Annotated in this window: 12 protein-coding genes and 2 pseudogenes; 6 read left to right on the top strand and 8 right to left on the bottom strand. The window is 71.6% G+C overall.

The window, feature by feature from the left end:
- Positions 1-75 precede the first annotated feature (75 nt).
- Positions 76-1020, top strand: a complete 945-nt coding sequence (locus ACZ4D5_RS38285; protein WP_467777091.1) for a sirohydrochlorin chelatase — start codon at positions 76-78, stop codon at positions 1018-1020.
- Positions 1021-1133: 113 nt separating this feature from the next.
- Here ACZ4D5_RS38285 and ACZ4D5_RS38280 read toward each other — a convergent pair whose 3' ends face one another.
- From ACZ4D5_RS38280 to ACZ4D5_RS38265, 4 genes and pseudogenes are all read right to left on the bottom strand, one after another.
- Positions 1134-2177, bottom strand: a complete 1044-nt coding sequence (locus tag ACZ4D5_RS38280; protein ID WP_467777090.1) for a lactonase family protein — start codon at positions 2175-2177, stop codon at positions 1134-1136.
- Positions 2178-2407: 230 nt separating this feature from the next.
- Complete coding sequence (locus tag ACZ4D5_RS38275; protein ID WP_467777089.1) at positions 2408-3928, bottom strand: FUSC family protein; 1521 nt, start codon at positions 3926-3928, stop codon at positions 2408-2410.
- Positions 3929-4084: 156 nt separating this feature from the next.
- Positions 4085-4858 (bottom strand): bestrophin-like domain, encoded by a 774-nt coding sequence (locus ACZ4D5_RS38270; protein WP_467777088.1) that lies wholly within the window; start codon positions 4856-4858, stop codon positions 4085-4087.
- A gap of 47 nt (positions 4859-4905) precedes the next feature.
- Positions 4906-5496 (bottom strand): annotated as a pseudogene (locus ACZ4D5_RS38265) (transporter substrate-binding protein); the annotation flags it as partial.
- Positions 5497-5858: 362 nt separating this feature from the next.
- Between ACZ4D5_RS38265 and ACZ4D5_RS38260 the strand changes: the two are divergent.
- A complete protein-coding gene (locus ACZ4D5_RS38260) occupies positions 5859-6215 on the top strand; it encodes an STAS domain-containing protein (protein ID WP_467777087.1) in 357 nt (118 codons plus the stop codon).
- A gap of 571 nt (positions 6216-6786) precedes the next feature.
- Positions 6787-7287 (top strand): hypothetical protein, encoded by a 501-nt coding sequence (locus tag ACZ4D5_RS38255; protein ID WP_467777086.1) that lies wholly within the window; start codon positions 6787-6789, stop codon positions 7285-7287.
- Between the two features lie 284 nt (positions 7288-7571).
- On the opposite strand, the gene ACZ4D5_RS38250 is transcribed toward ACZ4D5_RS38255, so the two are convergent.
- Positions 7572-8165: a TetR/AcrR family transcriptional regulator gene (locus ACZ4D5_RS38250; RefSeq protein ID WP_467777085.1), complete on the bottom strand. Its 594-nt coding sequence runs from the start codon at positions 8163-8165 to the stop codon at positions 7572-7574.
- Positions 8166-8218: 53 nt separating this feature from the next.
- On the opposite strand from ACZ4D5_RS38250, the gene ACZ4D5_RS38245 reads away from it, so the two are divergent.
- From ACZ4D5_RS38245 to ACZ4D5_RS38235, 3 genes and pseudogenes are all read left to right on the top strand, one after another.
- Positions 8219-8971 carry a CoA transferase gene (locus ACZ4D5_RS38245; RefSeq protein WP_467777084.1) on the top strand — a complete coding sequence of 251 codons (753 nt, stop codon included), beginning with the start codon at positions 8219-8221 and terminating at the stop codon, positions 8969-8971.
- A gap of 37 nt (positions 8972-9008) precedes the next feature.
- Positions 9009-9707: pseudogene (locus ACZ4D5_RS38240) on the top strand (MFS transporter); the annotation flags it as partial.
- Between the two features lie 193 nt (positions 9708-9900).
- On the top strand, positions 9901-11838 hold the full coding sequence (locus ACZ4D5_RS38235) for a flavin monoamine oxidase family protein (protein WP_467777083.1): 1938 nt from the start codon (positions 9901-9903) through the stop codon (positions 11836-11838).
- A gap of 139 nt (positions 11839-11977) precedes the next feature.
- Here ACZ4D5_RS38235 and ACZ4D5_RS38230 read toward each other — a convergent pair whose 3' ends face one another.
- The 3 genes from ACZ4D5_RS38230 to ACZ4D5_RS38220 are packed head-to-tail and all read right to left on the bottom strand — an operon-like array spanning position 11978 to position 15804.
- On the bottom strand, positions 11978-12538 hold the full coding sequence (locus ACZ4D5_RS38230) for a dihydrofolate reductase family protein (RefSeq protein WP_467777082.1): 561 nt from the start codon (positions 12536-12538) through the stop codon (positions 11978-11980).
- Between the two features lie 15 nt (positions 12539-12553).
- Positions 12554-13243: a class I SAM-dependent methyltransferase gene (locus tag ACZ4D5_RS38225; protein ID WP_467777081.1), complete on the bottom strand. Its 690-nt coding sequence runs from the start codon at positions 13241-13243 to the stop codon at positions 12554-12556.
- Between the two features lie 17 nt (positions 13244-13260).
- Complete coding sequence (locus ACZ4D5_RS38220) at positions 13261-15804, bottom strand: RiPP maturation radical SAM C-methyltransferase (protein ID WP_467777080.1); 2544 nt, start codon at positions 15802-15804, stop codon at positions 13261-13263.
- Positions 15805-15815: the final 11 nt, after the last annotated feature.

The following is a 15815-nucleotide window of genomic DNA, read 5'->3' as shown; positions in this document are numbered from 1 at the left end:
CAAAAACGGACTTATACCGCCCACCTGCACCCTCCCCGAACAGCGATGGCCCTCAAGCCAGTAGCATGCGGGCGCATGAGCTCCCCCACTGGGCCCGCATCCGGCCTGCCCGTACGAATGCCGCGCCCCCGTCAGCCGGGCCGGCACCGCCGCCCGGAGCCCGTCGCGGCTCCCGAGGGCGCGCCCGCACTGGTCCTCGCCGTGCCGGGCGCCCCCAGCACCACCACGCGCAGCCTCGCCGAGGAAGTCGTGAGCATCGCCCGCTCCGAGCTGCCCGGCCTCGACGCCCGAATCGGCTACGTCGACGGTGAGGAAGACGCCACCGTCATCTCGTTCCCCGAGTTCCCCTCGCTGCGGTCCGTGCTCGCGCGCGCGGCCGCCGAGCGCACCGCCCGCTTCGAGCAGGCCCGCGCCGCCGGCGCCGACGTCGCCGAGCCCGAGGGCCCCGTCGCGGTCGTCGTGCCGCTGCTCGCGGGCCCCGACAGCGCGCTGATGCGCCGCATCCGCCAGGCCGTCATGGAGAGCCGCGCCGCCGCCGAGCTGACCGACGTGCTCGGCCCGCACCCGCTGCTCGCCGAGGCCCTGCACGTGCGCCTGTCGGAGGCCGGGCTCGCCCGCGCCGACCGCGCCCGCCTGTTCACCGTGGCGACCGCCGCGGACGGCATCGTGCTCGCCACGGTCGGCGGCGAGGAGGCCGTGCAGGCCGCCGGGATCACCGGCATGCTGCTCGCCGCGCGCCTCGCGGTGCCGGTGATGGCCGCCGCGCTCGACCAGGAGGGCTCCATCGCGGCGACCGCCGAGCAGCTGCGCGGCTCGGGCTCGGCCCAGCTGGCGCTCGCGCCGTACCTGATCGGCCCCGAGCTCGACGCGGGTCTGCTGGACGCCGCGGCGAAGGAGGCGGGCTGCTCCGTCGCCGAGCCGCTCGGCCCCTACCCGGCGATCGGCAAGCTGGCGCTGTCCAAGTACACGACGACGCTGGGCATCACGCCGCAGCAGCCTTCGGGCGCTCCGGTGCACTGAGCCCCTCCGTCCGTACGTGAACGGGCCCGCCCCCGATGTGGGGGGCGGGCCCGTCGCGCGTCCCCCCGTCGGGGCGGGCCCGTGGGCTCCGTGCCAGGGGGCAGGTCGAGGGCTCAGTCGAAGATCACGCAGGAGGCCGCGGGAGCCGCGATGGCCCCCGCCTGCCGCGGGATCCCCGTCTCCTTGTCGATCGTGAACCAGGTGACGTCTCCGGAGCGCTCGTTGGCCGCGTACAGATGCCGCCCGGAGGGGTCGACGGCGAGGTCGCGGGGCCAGTGCCCGCCGCACGGCACGGTCGCCGTCAGCCGGGGCGCGTCGCCCGCCTCGTCGAGCGCGAGGACCGAGAGGACGTCCGCGCCGCGTGTGGCGGTCCACAGGAACCGTCCGTCGGGGGCGACGACGACCTCGGAGGGGTAGACGTCGCCGTCGGGGACGTCCGCGAGGATCTGCACCTCGCCCAGCGGCTTGAGCGTGCCGTCCTCGGCGTCCCAGGCGCAGACGGTGAGGGTGGGGCTGAGCTCGTTCAGGACGTACGCGCGGTCGCCGCGCGGGTGGAAGGCGAGGTGCCGCGGGCCAGAGCCGGGGCGCAGCGCGACCTCGCGGCGCAGCGTGAGCTCCCCCGCGTCCTCCAGGGCGCAGACCCGCACGGAGTCCGTGCCGAGGTCGACGCTGACCGCCCAGCGGCCGCTCGGGTCGGAGAGGACCTGGTGGGCGTGCGGGCCCTGCTGGCGCTGCGGGTGGGGGCCCGAGCCGGTGTGCCGCAGCTGCGCCGACGCCGCGGGGGCGGGGGTTCCGTCGGCGCCCAGCGGCACGGCGGTGACGCTTCCCGAGCGGTAGTCGGCGGTGAGGACGTGACCGGCGTGCAGGGCGAGGTGGGTGGGCGCCGAGCCGACCGGGACGAGGGGCGCCGCGAGCTCGGGCGTGCCGTCCGTGGTCCGGAACGCGGCGAGGGCGCCGTCGGTGGTCTCGCTGACCGCGTAGAGCATGTCGCCCGCGGGCGAGAGCGCGAGGTAGGACGGGTCGGCGACCGCGTCCGTGGCGCCGATGACGGTCAGCGCGCCGGTGTCCGGGTCGACGGCCGCGGTGAGGACACCCGGCCCTCCGGCCGCGGTGAAGGATCCGATGTACGCCCGACCGGCGTGGCTGCCGACGACCACTGCTTGTCCCCTCTCGACCGGGGCGCCGCGTGCGTGGCGCCGCTCGTGCGGCCGACGCTAGCAGTCGGTCTAGACCAAGCCTCCGCCGGAGGGGACGGTCCCGGACGGCGACGACGCGAACCGCTCCCGCCCGGTCCGCGTCCGTCAGCCGCGGAGGTACCCCACGGGCGGCGTGATCCACCCTGTATGTGCCAGATGCACATGCCTTGACCGGAAGGCATGGATCCGGATCACGTGCCGAGCGGTGCCCTCGTGGGGTGGCTCAGCGGCACGGCCAGCTCGGCGAGCGCCTTCTCCAGGCCGTGCAGATGGGCGAGCGCGGTCTCGACGGCCGGGGCGTGCGGCACCGACGCGGCAGAGGCGGCGTCCGGGCGACGGGCCGAGTCCCGCGCGGTGAGTCCGTCCACGGCCGCCTCCACGGCGGCCTCGACGCGCCAGCAGGCGGCGGCGAGCCGGTCGTCGTGCGAGGCCACGGGGTCGGCGGCGATCGAGGCGAGCCCGCGCACCTCGTGGGCGCAGGTGTCGAGCAGCGCGAGCACCTGACGGGCGCGCTCCTTGCGGGCCCGCAGCGGGCTGAGCGGATGTACCAGGGGCGCGAGGGCAAGCCGCACCCTGCCCAGGAGCTGCTCCAGCTCGGCGACGCGCGGCGCGGGATCGGCGGCCGCGGAACCGGCGAGCCGGGCGGCGGCCTCCGCGGTGCAGGCGTGCACGCACCGCAGGGCGCGCTGGATCCAGGCGTTCGTGGTGGCGTGGGTCGTCACGGGCAGCACGAAGAGCACCGCGAGGACCGCGCCGAGCGCCCCCGCGCCGGTCTCCGCGACGCGCAGCGCGAGCAGCCCCGGGCTCAGCACCCCGAGGAGTCCGTAGAGCACCCCGGCCATCACGGTCACGGCGAGCATCATCCACGTGTACGAGACGGCGGCGGTGTAGAAGATCCCGAAGACGCTGACGGCGACGACGACCGCCGAGGGCACGGGCGCCCCGTGCAACGGCACGGCGAGCACGAACCCGACACCGATGCCGATCACGGTCCCGAGCACCCGCCGGAAGCTGCGCACCAGGGTCTCCCCGCTGGACGCGGTGTTCACGAACACCCACCAGGTGGCGCCCACGGCCCAGTACCAGCGCTCGTGCGAGAGGACCTGCCCCAGCACGAGCGCGAAGGCACCGCCGGCCGCGGCCTGCACGGCCTGCCGCGTGGTCGTCCGGGCGAGCCCGGTACCGGCGGGTGGAACGGGCGCGGCGGGAACCGGCATGCGCCGCTCGTAGCACCACACACCGAACCGCACGGTGGACGAGGCGCACAGCGACAGCAGAACGGCCGCGAAGAGCTCGGGCAGCTGGCCCGGCACGGTGTGCAGGAACTGCGTCGCGAAGAACATCATGAACGCGAACACGCCGAGGGAGTGCCCGCGCGGCCCCCACCGCCGCGCGTACACCCCGGCGCCCATGACGGCGAGGAAGGCGACATCCCGGGCGACCGGGTAGTCGTGCAACAGCGCCGCGAGCGCCAGCACCGGAAAGCCGACGGCGGGCAGCAGCACGGTCGTGACCGCCTGGCCGCGCACCGTCGGATCCGTGACGGTGAAGAGCGCGAGCAGAGCGGCGAGCCCGCCCGTGATCGCCGCGACGAGCGAGTGCCCGGCCAGACCGCACACGGCCACCGCCAACGCGATGCCGATGACGGCCCGCGAGGCGAAGCGCAACCGCACACCCCCCGGATCCGGCGCCACGAACACCCTCTTCAGCACGGCTTCCCCGCCCCTTTCACGACCTGCCCGATCTGTCCGCATGAAAAAGGCGCCGCGGAGATCCGCAGCGCCATCGACAGACACATCACACCACCTACGCACCCCATGGCTCAACCGACCCCGCTCCAACTGAGCCAACGGCCCACCCAAGCAGCATCACAGTGGACCACAAGAAGGCCAACGGACCACACGAGGAGCGCTCGCCATGCCCCCCTCACCCCGGACGCGGCCACCACACCCCGCACCAGACATCGCACCGATCCCCGGCCTGCGGACCCGGGAAATCCGCAGCGCACGAGCATCACCTCGCCAGGCGCACAGAATGTGACGTGGGTCTTGGTTGCCTGTGACGGCCAGGGCATCAGCGACTACGTCACGTACACCATCAACGGCACCGGCGGTCTGTTCACACTGGACTACTCGTTCAGCCCCACGTTCACGACGGCGCACTACGGCCTTCGCTGCCTTTCGCCCGCCTGTTGGAAGCCGAATCCGTTGCAGCTCGGAAGCCCGGGGCAGTCTCCCGACGAAGAGGTGGAAGGGCGCCTCGATGACGGCTGCGTGGATCTCGTTGTACTCCAGAGTGCCGCTGTCGTCCCGCTCGGGCATGCGGTAGGCGGACTGGAGGTCGAGCGGGGAGACGACCAGGCGCTGCACCCAGTCGCGGCGCACCCCGAAGAAATAGACCATGACGACGGAGAGCACGCCGCCGCAGTAGAGCATGATCCAGACGACGGCGGGGACTTCGGACTGCGAGGCGAGCAGTCGCACGCGCCGGTTGTCGTCGAGCTGGTTGAGCCGCTCCACGGACGGCTGGTAGAGCGGGTTCTCCTTCTCCGCCGGTCCCATGTCGGTGTAGACGGTCCACAGTTCGGTGAGCGCGGCGTGGGCGCGGGGGGGGCGGGCCCGTCGTCGGTCATGGTGCGCCACTCGTCGTCGATGACGATGAGGGCGTACGTACGGGCGGCCTCCTGCACCTGGCGGCGCACGGGCACGGAGAATCCGCGCGACATGCGTTCCACGTCGGCCAGGGCGTTGGCTTCCTGGGCGACCGTGGACTCGGAGTCCGCGTAGTTCTCCCAGACCACCACGACGGCGAAGACGACGAGGGTGGCGTAGACGGTGCCGATGACGGCGAACACCGCGCCCTGGGCGGCACTGTTGGACTCCACGAGTACGTCGCGGACGCTGTAACGGGCCAGTGGCAGGCCCGAGTCGACCAGGAGCACCGAGAGGCCGGGCGCGGCGTCCCGCGCCTTGCGCACGGCCTGGGCCCACAGCATGACGCTGTTGTAGGCGCACTCGGTCGGGTCGGAGACAACGCTGCGGGCACCGAATCTGGCCTGGAACCTGCGGACGAAGTCGCGGTTCTCCGCGGTGGGGATGGACTGGGAGTACGTCATGGAGACGTAGTGACCTGCCATCTCGCGGATCACTTCCGGGTCCATGGCGGCAAGCTCCGACTCGTTCATCACGACGGTGAGGACCGGCATCCGCTGGGGAACGACGCCGGCTGCCGATACGGCCCTGAAGAAGGGGATGTTGGTGTCGCCGACGACAGCCGACACGCACGCGGGGAGGGGTTCTTGGCCGTCCCGCCCACAAGCAGGACGCGGAGGACCCGTCCCCGCTCCCACATCACTCGCCCCACAGCCCCGTGCAACCCGGTTGACCCGCAACGGCGCCCCGCACGTTCCGTCTGTCTCCGCGGGACAGCGGAACACCGGGGTGGGCAACAAGTCGGCGGCGATACGGACGAGTTCCTGGAGGAACTCCTCAAGGTCGGCAAAGACAGGGGGCGCACGGGAGCACACGGGGCGGGAGAAAAGGAGCACCCTCTTCACTGTGGGGCAGCGAGCGGCTACATTCCGGTGCCGTGGAGTGGTCAGGAAGAGGCCGTCCCTGAGACAGATCCTGCTCAGGAGCAGCTGTGTTGCTTTCCCCCTACGAAGTCCCCGGCCATTTGATCGTCCCTGTCGACGACATCATCGACATTGCCAACGCCCCGCCTCTGCGCGCGGAGTTCGCGCGCCTTGTGTGCCGGGCGCCCACCGGCTCGCTCGTCATCGACTGGCGCCCGGCCGTTCTCACCCTGGCCGGTGTCGAAGTCCTCGAAGACACGCACGCCGAGGCTGCGCGACGCCGCCTGGAGCTGCGGGTCAGTGCCCGTCACGGCTTGGCCCGCCGGGTGCTGCACATCACCGGCGCCGACCGCCTCTTCCCCGTGCACCCCGATCTGCCCACCGCGCTGCAACCGCCCCGCCCTCCAGGCGGGCCGGGGCCGTGAACGATTCCGGACGCACCACGGTCCCGCCCCATCCCCTCCAGACACCGCACGGTGACTCCCGCGCATCGTGCGACTGAGGGGACACCCGGGCGAGGGAGGTGGGGAGGGGAGCCCATCTCCCTCGCGCGGCCGGCAGGTGCCCGGCGAGCACCGCTGTGCGCTGCTGCACGCTATGCACTGCTGCACCGCCACGGTGCGAACCTGTCGCGGTCGGCCTCCGTGCCAGCGGGCTCGCCGCCCAGCTGTTCAGTGGGGCCGAGGACGAGCCGGATCTGAGCGGAGTGCCGTCTTCACTGGTGGATCTCGTGCGGGACTGCCTGGCGAAGGCCCCACGGCGGCGCCCCACACCCGCCCAGATCACCGAGCGCACCGAGGACGGCAGAGCCGGAAAGGGGAACACGGCCGGCGGAGTCGCGAAGGCCACCGTCCCGGGCAAGTTCACGGGCACATGGGAGGGTCAGCTCGCCAAGGAGGGCACGATGAGGAGCGATCGCGTCGTACGGGTCGAGATCCTGCCCGGCGACGAGAGGATCTCCGTGCAGACCGTCGACTCCGAGCGATCGGCAGCCTTGTGGCGGAAAGCAGCGAGGCGACGACGCTCAGGCGGGAGTTCGGAGACCACACGGTCACGCTGCTCAAGAAGCCGAAGATGGCCGTTCGGCAGAAGGTGCCGGCAGCGATCACGGGGCACTGGCAACTCGGGGAGGACGACGGCGGCTTCTCGCGAGACCGGCGGCTCCGGCTCCAGACGGTCACCATCGATCCGGGAGAGGTGCTCCTCGACAGCAAGGTCGCAGTCGCCGTCAAGGCAGGGAAGCCCGGCAAGGCCGCCTGGTGGTCTTACCAGGGCGGCGTGTTCTCGGTGTCCGGCGAGAAGAAGGACATCCCCTTCACCACGAACCTGGAGCCGGGATCACCCCCGGACGACTCCGCCGACACCGCCTGTCCCGCTTCCCTGCCTGCCCAGATGTACCTCATGGGGACCGACGAGAAGCACCTGGGGATGACCACCATGGGCTCCGAAGGAGACGCCGCCGTCGGTTCCCCCGGCCTTCAGCGCGCCACCCCCTGATCCGGCCGATACAGCCACCGTCCGCCCGCTCGGCCTCGCGAAGAACATCCGCGAGGAACGAGGAACATCGGGAACGCGAAGACGCCGGGGGAGTGCCCGCGCGGCCCCCACCACCGCGCGTACACCCCGACGACGCCCATGACCGCCCGGCCGGACCGCACAGCCACCGCCCACGCGATGCCGATGACGGCACGCGAGGCGAAGCGCAACCGCACACGCCCCCGGATGTGTCCGTTGGCCTTCCTGTGGTGCACCTCGGCGGGCCCGGCCGGAAAGAAGCGAGGTCACTCGCCCGCGGTTCGGGGTTGCGGCGCGCCGAGCGCGGCGAGCATGCCGCTGAAGGCGCGGGTGACGCGTTCGTCGAGTTCGTCGAGCGGGACACCGGTGTCGCGGGCGTAGGCCTCCCGAAAGATGGCGTAGCCCAACTGCGTCGCGGCGGTCAGGACGTGGGCGGCGACCGCGTCGGCGTCCTCGGACAGTGACCCGTCGCTCTGATCACGCTCCAGGCTCTGCGCGGTACGGGAGAAGTGGGGCATCGGGCTGAAGGTGTCGTCGCGGTCGAGGGCGAGCAGGGCCTCCAGGCGTACGAGTTCGGGTTCGGCGAGGCGGTGGCGGAGCATGGCGAGGCGCCGCTCGGCGAACGGGAGTTCCCAGTCCCCCTCCGCCTGCACGGTGTGCCGCTCGACCAGGTCGGCCGCCGCGGCGCGCAGCAGGGGCCGGCGCGTGCCGAAGTACCGGTAAATCTGCCCGTGGTTGACGCCGGCCTCGGCGGCGATCTCGCGGAGGTTGACCCCGGCGAGAACTCCGTCCCGCTCCAGCAGTGCGATGGACCGCGCTCGAACCCTTGTCGTGCGCCGATGGCCACATTGCGATCCCACGCACTAACAACGTTCCGTTAATAACGGTTCGTGAATAGCGCGAAGGGGCACACATGCCGGCACTTCCGCTGGAGGGCATCCGCGTCCTCGACCTGTCCACGGTGCTGGCCGCCCCGGTCACCGCCACCTTCTTGGGCGCCTTCTCCGTGGTCACGGCGCTCTACCACCGCGACACGGCGGGCGGCGGCGGGCAGGTGATCGATCTCGCCCTGTACGAGGCGGGGTTCCGGGCCAGCGAGGATGCCCTGGCGGCCTTCAGCACGGCCGGGAAGGGCCTCGAGCGGATGGGCCATCGCAATCCGCAGATCGTGCCCGCCAGCGACTTCACCACCAGCGACGGACAGCGGGTGTCCCTCCACGCGGGCACCGACGCCCTCTTCTCCCGGCTGGCCTCCGTCATGGGACGCGGCGAGCTGTCGGTGGACCCGCGGTACGCGACGCGGGCCGCACGGGCGGCACACGCCGACGCCCTGTACACGATCATCGGGGACTGGGCCGCCGGACACCCGGCCGACGAGGTGACGAAGCTGCTCAGCGACGCCGACGTCCCGGTCCCGCCGCTCATGAGCATCGCCGACATCGCGGCCGACCCGCACTACCGGGAGCGCGGCACACTCGTCACCGTCGACGACCCCGAGCTCGGGGAGCTCCCGATGGTGGCGCCGCTGCCGCGGATGTCGAGGACGCCCGGCCGGATCCGGTCCACCGGCCCCGCGCTCGGCGAGCACACCGCGGAGGTCTACGGAACTCTGCTCGGCCTGAGCGCCGAGGACATCGCGGGCCTGCGCGCCGACGGCGTGATCTGACCCCGCGCCTCCCTTCCCTCAACTCCCCCTTCTTCTCCGGGAGGTCACGTGTCCCGCCACCGCACTGGGGCGCCTGCAGACGTACAAAGTGGCGGCCGGTTCCCTGGGGATCCCCCTCGCGGCGTGGGCGGGCCACTTCCTGGTGCCGCGCTGGGACCGGGGGTGGCGCCTGGTGACCGCGCTCGGGCTGCCGGGGGTCGTCTTCGCCTGGCTGATCCATCGCTGGGTGCCGGAGAGTCCCCGATGGCTGGTCATGCGCGGGCTGACGGAGGAGGCCGAGGCCACGGTCCGGTCGATCGAGCGGCAGTGCGGGGGCGCGCCCGGCACCGGGGCCGCCGAACACCACGGCGGTCCGGCCCCCGACGCCCGCGCCGCGACCGCGCCGCCTCTGCCCACCGCCCTCGCGCCCCGCAGACCGAGGATCACCGACCTGTGGACCGGTGAGGACCGCCGCGCCTTCCTCACCGTCACCGCGATGTGGGTGACCGGACTCCTCGCGTACGCCTTCTTCAACACCTGGACGCCCACGCTCCTGTCCGAGACCGGGCTCGACCTCGACGACACCCTGCTGGTGTCCGCCGTCCTGGCCACCGCCGCCCCGCTCACTCCTCGCCGTCCAACTCGTCGCGCCCCACCACCGCGACGACCGGGCGCTCGCCGCGGCCCACACCCTCGAAGCGGCACTGGGCACCCTCGTCCCACCCGCCCTTCCCGAGGGCTCGTGAACGCCCCGTGATCATGGGCGGAGCGGGCGAAGACGCCCGGAACCGGAGGGGTGCCGGTCGAGGGATCGGCGCACTCCGGCGCGCTCCTTGCACCGGAGGGCCCGGGTGGCGTCGGCGGCGTTCCTGCCCCCGGGCGAGTGGCGCGTGCCGCGGTGGCCCGTGCGTCTCCGCCATCGCGCGTGCCTCAGCCCCTACACCGGAAAGATGACACACCAGCCTCTCTCCCGTCGTACCTTCACCGCATCCGCCGCCTTGGCGGCGATGGGCACATCAGCTGTCGGTCTGCCGTCCGCAGCGGCCCAGGAGAAACGTTCTGGCACAGGGTCCCGCCCGCCCCGCGAGGTATGCGAAGCGGTGGCCCGAGCCCTGCTGGTCCTGGACAGCGACGGCCGACCGCTGACTACCCTCCACCAAAGCGTCCTGCTGGGGCGGGGCCTGCCGCGCACCGGCAAGCGCCCCCAGAAGGTGCTGGTCGTAGGGGCAGGAGTGGCCGGTCTGAGCGCCGCCGCCCTGCTCAGGCAGGCAGGCCACGAGGTCACTGTCCTGGAGGCCAACGGCAACCGGGCCGGCGGGCGGATCAAGACGTTCCGCACCGGCGGCCACGAAAAGGCCCGACAGCCGTTCGCCGATCCGAAGCAGTACGCCGAGGCCGGCGCCATGCGCATCCCCGACAGCCATCCCCTGGTCAGCGGGCTCATCGACCAGCTCGGCCTCGAACGCCGCCGGTTCTACCTCGTCGACGTGGACCACAACTTCCAACCGGCGGCCCGCACCTGGCTGTACGTCAACGGCGTCCGCACGCGGCGCTCCGACTACCTCAAGAACCCGCGTGCGGTGAACCGTTCCTTCGGCGTCCCGCGGCACCTGTGGGACGTCCCCTCCGCACAGATCCTGGGCAAGGCCCTGGACCCGATCCGTGACGAGTTCTCCACCAGGGGACCCGAGGGGCAGCGCGTCGACAAACCCCTGCCCGAGTGCCTGGCGGGCTGGACCCGCGTGATCGACCAGTTCGGCGAGTGGTCGATGTACCGCTTCCTGTCCGAGCACGCACGGCTGGACCCGCACACGATCGACCTGCTCGGCACCCTGGAGAACCTCACCTCCCGGCTGCCGCTCGCCTTCCTGCACAGCTTCATGGGCTCGGCGCTCATCCGCCCCGAGACCCGCTTCTACGAGATCAGCGGCGGCACCGGGCTGTTGGCCGACGCCCTGCTGGGCCGGGTGAAGGACGCGGTCCGCTTCAATCGCCGCGTCACCCGCATCGCCCACGGCGAGGAGGCCCCCGCGGGCGCGGGCGTGTGGGTCGACACGGTCTCCGAAGGGGGCCATGGGCCGGTGGAACGCGAGGAGTTCACCGCCGACGCCGCGATCATCACCGTGCCGTTCTCGGGGCTGCGTCAACTGCCCGTCTCCCCGCGTCTGTCGTACGGGAAGCGGCGCGCGATCACCGAGATGCACTACGACGCCGCCACCAAGGTCCTGTTGGAGTTCTCGCGCCGCTGGTGGGAGTGGACCGAGGCGGAGTGGAAGCGCGAACTCGACGCCTTCCGCCCCGGGCTCTACGACGCCTACCGCACCGGCAAGGCCCCCACCGACGGCTCCCTGCTGGGTGCCCACCCCTCCGTGCCCGACGGCTGGCTCAACGGCGACCAGCGCGCCCAGTACGCCGCCCGCCGCTCCACCCTGCGCGATCAGCCCGAGGCGACCGGGGCCATCGGCGGCGGCTCGGTCTCCGACAACTCCAACCGGTTCATGTTCCATCCCTCCCACCCCGTACCCGGAAGCCCGGGCGGAGTCATCCTCGCCTCCTACAGCTGGGCCGACGACGCCCTGCGCTGGGACTGCCTCGACGACGACGCCCGCTACCCGCACGCCCTGCGCGGCCTGCAGGACGTCTACGGCCAGCGCATCGAGGTCTTCTACACGGGCGCGGGCCGCACCCAGAGCTGGATGCGCGACCCCTACGCCTACGGCGAGGCCGCCGTCCTCCTGCCCGGCCAGCACACCGAACTCCTCCCCCACCTCGCCACTCCCGAAGGCCCTCTGCACTTCGCGGGCGACCACACCTCACTCAAACCCGCCTGGATCGAGGGCGCGCTCGAATCCGCCGTACGCGCTGCCCTCGAAATCCACGGATCCTGAGGAAGGATCCCGGCAACCGAGGGCCCCTGGCTCCGTCAGGGCCGCCGCACCCCCCGTGGCGGCGGCCCGGTCGCCCGTCGTCTCCCGCGCGCCCGGCCGAGGCCCCCCGAGGACGCGGCCTCGCCACCCGCCTCCGCGCCTACCTCCGCACGCGGAAGCGGAGCATCGTGACGGCGCCCGCCTGTTCGTTGCCGAAGGGTTCCAGGTCGATCCTGCCGAGGCCCGGCGGCGAGAAGCGGACACCGTCGCCGAGCAGCACCGGCACGACGTACACGAGGATCTCGTCGACGAGCCCGCGCCGCAGGCACTGGGCGGCCACGTCGGCGCCGAGGATCTCCAGGTTCTTGCCGCCCGCGGCGCCGCGCGCCGTGGCGACGGCCTCCTCCAGCCCGCAGGTGAGGAACGTGACGGTGGGGTCAGGCTCCTCGGGAGGCTCGTGGGTGAGGACGAACTGCGCTCCCCCGTCGTAGGCGGTGTCCTGTTCGGCCATCCCCTTGGCGACCTCGTACGTGCCCCGGCCGACGAGCATCGCGCCCGTGGCCGCCATGACCTCCGGGAACGTGTCCGCGGTCAGGTACTCGGCGATCCAGCCCATCGCGTGGTCAGGACCGGCGATGTAGCCGTCCAGCGACATCACCCTGTTCACGACCACTTTGCCGGTGCCCGTGCCGGAGCCGGTGCCGGTGCTCACATCACTCATGCGTACCCTCCGAACTCATACGTACTTTCCGGGGATTCTGGCGGCCGAGGACTCTCCGCGGTCGCCGTTCCGGCTCCGCCGGAGCACCACGTACCGAGCCGGCCAGTCCGTGACACCCGCCCGCCGGCCGAAATCGGCGATCCGAAGGTCGAGGACGGTGAACCAGGGAGCCACCGCGTCGAGGAAGGCCTCCTCAGTGGTCCAGGACGGTCCGCCGGACTGGTCCACGGCATCCTCCTCGCTCAGCGCGGCGGCACCGACGTGTACCCACAGCCCGTCGGGCCGGCACATCCGGGACATCGCCGCGGCGAACGTCCGACGCTCGCGACGAGTGGGGCAGGTGTGCAGTACGCCGCGGTCGATGACCACCGGGAAGGGGTCCACGGGCGTGTGGCCGGTGACGTCCAGCACCTCGTACCGCACCGCCGGACCGGCCGGTGTGCGGCGCCGGGCCTCTTTGATCGCCCGGGCCGAGAAGTCGCAGGCCGTCACGGTGTACGAGCGGTCGGCGAGCCATCGCGCGGTGGTGCCGAGTCCGCAGCCGACGTCCAGGATGCGGGTCGGCGGCGGCGCATGCTCGGCGAGGAGTTCGCCGAGGACCGGTGGCGGCTCCTCGTCCCATCCGGGGACCGTGGAGGCGTACGTGCGGTCCCATTCAGCCGCGTTGAGGGAGCGCAGCGGCAAGGCGGCTTCGCCGTGAAGCATGGTTCTTGGTTCCTCCCTCACCCCACGACCGGCCAGCGGGTGATGCGGGAGGGCAGCCACCACAGGAGAGAGCCGACCTGGTGAACCAGACCTGACGTGATGAACGCCTGTATTTCCTGTCGCCGGAAATCCGAGGCGGGCGCACCGTCCAGAAGTGACGCGAGTTTCCCTTTGTGTACCTTGCGCATGATGACGCGCCGTTGTGTTCCGTGGCGCAGGTCGGTGACTTCGACGAAGCCCCTGCCACGCCGGTAGCCGCACTTGTTCATGTGGAACGTGGTGCGCCACTGGTCGAGGACGGCGTCGCCGTCGGGGCCACCCACCGAACGCGGGGGATACAGGTGGCTCAGCAGCCGCCACTGTCCGATCTCGGCGCCGAGGTCCAGCTCCCAGTCGACGGAGAGACCGTGCCCCGTCAACTCCCTTACGTGAGTGAGCCCTCGGACCGCCTGCCGGTCGCTTGGGAGATCTCCCCGGCCGAGGACCACCGGCTCGGGGAGGGCCACATGCCGGGTGCCCCGTGCGACCAGGTCCGCCGCGGTCTGTACGGGGGTGTCCTCGAAGGGGCCCTCTCCGATGTAGACGCCGTCCTTCTCGCGCGTCTCCTCGTCGCGTTCCCGCCAGCACCGCAGAGCCGTCGCCCCGCCCGCTTCCGGGGTCCGGCCCGCTGGGCCGTGCAGCAGGGCGGGCACCAGCGCCGGGCTGCTGTCGTGGGTCACCCAGCGCAGGAGGTCCTGGTTGGCGGCGTGCGGGACGACGTGCACGGTCTGGCCGCCGTCCTCGAAGAGCAGTCCCAGCGTGCGCCAGCGGGCGAGCAGGGTCGACACGTCCTCCGCGGCGACGTCGTGACTGCCCGCCCGGAGCTTCTTCAGCAGGACATCGCTTGTGCACGGCTGTTCCAGCAGACGGAACGCGGCCGACTCCCAGGGTTCCTCGATGCTCAGGGTCCGCCAGGCGAAGCCGGGCCTGGTGTTGGTGAGGACGATGGAGTCGGTCAGGTCGCACTGGGTGAGCCGCCCCCGGGGGAACTCGTGCCGCCAGGTCTCGACGGCCTTCTCCAAGTGCTCCGCATGAGCGGTGGAGATGCCTTGGTGCCCCGCGTCGAAGACGTAGGCCATGTCGCGGAGTTCGGATTCCGGGAGGTCGTAGATCACCGCGTAGTGAGCGGCGGGACGCAGGTCGCCGAATCCGAGTTCCGGGCGGTTGAAGTAGGGGCTGAAGCGTTCGATGGCGATGCGGGTGACGCCGTTCGGCGGGGCGAGATGGTGGATGGCGGGGAACTGGTCGATCACCGCGTCGTAGTCCTCCTCCGTCTCGCCGGGGAAACCGAAGAGGTAGTTCCACACGACGCCGAGGCTCACCGACTCCGCGTCCCGCAGCATGCGGACGTTCTGACAGCCCGTCACCCCCTTGTCCATCAACTTCAGCACACGGCTGTTGAGGCTCTCGATGCCGGGCTGCACGTAGTGGATGCCCGCGGCGACGAGGGAGGCGAGCTGTTCGCGGCGCATGTTGGACTTGATCTCGTAGCTGATGCGCAGGTCGCATTCGGCCTCCGCGAGTCTCGGGACCACCGAGCGCAGATACGTCATGTCCAGGATGTTGTCGGCCACGGCGACGTTGAGTACCTGGTAGTGCTCTGTCATCGCGAGCAGTTCGTCGACGAACCGGTCCGGGCTCTTGCTGCGGAACTCCATGAACGAGCCGTTGAGACCGCAGAAGGTGCAGTGGTGTTTCTGCCCCCACCAGCAGCCGCGTGAGCTCTCCACCACCAGGTGGGGCTCGGCCATGGCACTGGCACGCGAGGCCGCGTGCTGCTCGAAGTAGTCCGTGTAGTCCGGCGTGACCAGTGCCGACGGCGGCAACGGGGCCGCGCTCATGGCATTGGCATGCGAGGCGCCGTCCGCGTCGCGCCAGCACAGCCCGGGAACGTCCGCCGGGTTCGACGTGTCGCGCAGGCAGGCGAGCAGCCGCGTGAACGACACCTCGCCCTCACCGCGATTCACGTAGTCGATGAACGGGAAGCCGCGGTGGAGCGCGGCACCCTGCGAGCCGTCGCAGTTCCCGCCGCCCAGCACCACACACACGTCGGGTGCGGCCTTCTTGATGAGCTTCGCCGCGGCAAGTACCGCGCTGTTCTGCGCGAAGGTCGTCGAAAAGCCGACGACGTCGGGCCGGTCGGCGAGGATTCGACCGACGAGGGATGCGATGTACTCGGGGGCGAGCGCGTGCAGTTGCCGCCCCTTGTCGAGCATGTCCCCCGGCACCGCGCCCGCCACGAGGTCCGCGAACTCCGCGTTGCGCCAGTGCGGATCGTCGTACAGAGCGGAGGAGAAGATCCACTCGCTGTAGCCGGTGAAGTAGGAGTCCCAGCAGAAGGTGTACTCCTCCCGCGTGAGACCTGCTCGCCCGGTGATCCAGTCGAGGTAGTCCAGATTGGCGTTCACGACGTCGACGCGGCTTTCAGGGAACTCGTCCGTGACACGACGCTTGAGGATTCCCAGGGCCAGCGAAGGGAAGTCGATCGAGGCCCAGGGCATGTTGACCAGGGTGATGTGCACCGTGCGACTCC

The organism is Streptomyces sp. NPDC025651 (genome assembly GCF_055558735.1).
This window is presented reverse-complemented; position numbering and strand designations above follow the sequence as displayed.

Coding starts and splice junctions, on each gene's coding strand:
- ACZ4D5_RS38285 (WP_467777091.1), top strand. CDS start 76: ATGAGCTCCCCCACTGGGCCCGCATCCGGCCTGCCCGTACGAATGCCG.
- ACZ4D5_RS38245 (WP_467777084.1), top strand. CDS start 8,219: ATGCCGGCACTTCCGCTGGAGGGCATCCGCGTCCTCGACCTGTCCACG.
- ACZ4D5_RS38225 (WP_467777081.1), bottom strand. CDS start 13,243: ATGCTTCACGGCGAAGCCGCCTTGCCGCTGCGCTCCCTCAACGCGGCT.
- ACZ4D5_RS38235 (WP_467777083.1), top strand. CDS start 9,901: ATGACACACCAGCCTCTCTCCCGTCGTACCTTCACCGCATCCGCCGCC.
- ACZ4D5_RS38230 (WP_467777082.1), bottom strand. CDS start 12,538: ATGAGTGATGTGAGCACCGGCACCGGCTCCGGCACGGGCACCGGCAAA.